At 73.9% G+C, this 1,689-nt stretch carries 1 protein-coding gene and 1 pseudogene; one reads left to right on the forward strand and one right to left on the reverse strand.

Going from position 1 to position 1,689, the window contains the following annotated elements; genetic code table 11:
• Positions 1 to 449, reverse strand: a pseudogene (locus IE249_RS30875) (uridine kinase family protein); the annotation flags it as partial.
• A 275-nt stretch (positions 450 to 724) separates the two neighbouring features.
• On the opposite strand from IE249_RS30875, the gene IE249_RS30880 reads away from it, so the two are divergent.
• Positions 725 to 1,681: a hypothetical protein gene (locus tag IE249_RS30880; protein ID WP_189710106.1), complete on the forward strand. Its 957-nt coding sequence runs from the start codon at positions 725 to 727 to the stop codon at positions 1,679 to 1,681.
• The last annotated feature ends 8 nt before the right edge of the window (positions 1,682 to 1,689 follow it).

The following is a 1,689-nucleotide window of genomic DNA, read 5'->3' on the forward strand; positions in this document are numbered from 1 at the left end:
CCCCGCGCCCAGGCGGCCTCGCGGGGCATCTCCATCCACAGCAGGTGTGCCAGGTGCGGACGCAGGGCACGGCGGCCCGCGCCCACCCCCTCGATCAGGATCACCGGCGCCGGGGGCAGCGGGCGCGGCCCGCCGAAGCGCCGGGCGTGCCAGTCGTAGACGGGGCACCGCGCGGTCCTGCCGTGGGCGAGGGGTTCGATCACCTCGGCCAGCAGCCGCCCCTCCCACGCGAACAGTTCGTCGTGGCTCGCCACGTCGTCGAGGTGCACGACGGGCGCGCCGTCCAGCGCCCGGGCCAACTCCCCGGCGAACGTGGACTTCCCGGAGCCGGCGTGCCCGTCGACGCCGACCAGGCGGACCGGGCCGCAGGACGGCGGGAGGCGGCGCAGAAGTGAGGCGAGGGCGTGAATGACGGTTCCCGGGCGAAGGGTGCTGGTATGCGCTGGCATATTTCCGGGGAACATTCTACGACCTGGCTCCGCGCGCACATCCGGCCGCCCCGAAATAGTGTTCCGTTGAACAAACGGGAGGCCTCGGGCAGCCCTCGGCTGATTACCCGTCAGTCCATGTCACTCATCGCCGGTCTGCCGCGGCTGTCGCGGGAATCGACCGGGCCGAGATGTCGAAATCGGCGTTCCGGTTGTGCTCGGCGCTGAGTAAAGTACCGGGTGCGATACGGGGATACGGCGATACGTGAGACGCGTACGGGAACGGACGGGGGACGATGGCCGCCGGGTTATTCGAAGGGCAGTATGTGTGGCACCCGGCGGCCGACGACCGCGCGCTGGCGAGTGTCTGCGTCGACATCCGGGCCGGGCGCTGGGCCAGCGCCCGGGCCGCCCTCACCGAGACGCGCGGCGACCTGGCCCTGCGCGCCCACCGCTCCCTGGTGGTGGCCTCCGAGGCCGCCGACTCCGACCTCGCCGAACGCTGGCTGGCCGAGGAACCGGTGCCCGAGGCCGCGCTGGTGTGGGCGCGGGTGGCGGTGCACCGCGCCCTGCGCGCGGCCGACGCCGGCGACGAGCGCGCCGAGGCACTGGAGCGCATAGCGCTCTCCGCCTGCGAGCGCGCCTCGGCCATGGACCCCGCCGACCCCACCCCGTGGGTCGCCAAGCTGGCCATGGCCCGGCTGCACCGGCCGCGCGACCCGGCGCCGCAGGGACTGCTCACCGCGCCGCCCGGGCCCTGGCGGCTGTTCGCGCACGTCCTCTCCCTCGACCCCTGGCACCGCGAGGCCCACCACCGCTTCCTCGCCTTCTTCTTCACCCGTCACGGCGGCTCGGTCACCGCGGCTTGGGACGTCGCCGCCTTCCTGAGCCAGCGCGCCCCCGCCGACTCCGCGCTGCGGCTGCTGCCCCTGGTCGCGCTGGTGGAGAGCTACAACCCCACCCAACTGCTCGCCGAACGGGTCTGGGAGGAGCCCCAGTGGCGCGGTGCCGCGCTCGGGGTCTACCAGAACTGGCTGCCCACGGTTGCCGCTTACCGCTTCACCCCGGTGCTGGACCTGGCCTACCTCGGGCACGCCCTGCTCATGGCCAAGCGCGAGTTCGAGGCCCGCGCCGTGCTCACCGCCATGGGGCCCTACGCCTCGCGGATGCCGTGGTGCGCCTTCGGCGACCCCGTGGAGCAGTTGTCCCGGGCCCGGCGGGCCTGCGGGCTTCCCGTACCGCCGTCCGTCTGACCCTCGCC

It is taken from the genome of Streptomyces anandii JCM 4720, from assembly GCF_014650655.1.
Lineage (GTDB): Bacteria > Actinomycetota > Actinomycetes > Streptomycetales > Streptomycetaceae > Streptomyces > Streptomyces anandii.

Bases quoted from the DNA above. Each gene is read 5' to 3' on its own strand.
- IE249_RS30880 (WP_189710106.1), top strand. From the start codon at position 725: ATGGCCGCCGGGTTATTCGAAGGGCAGTATGTGTGGCACCCGGCGGCC.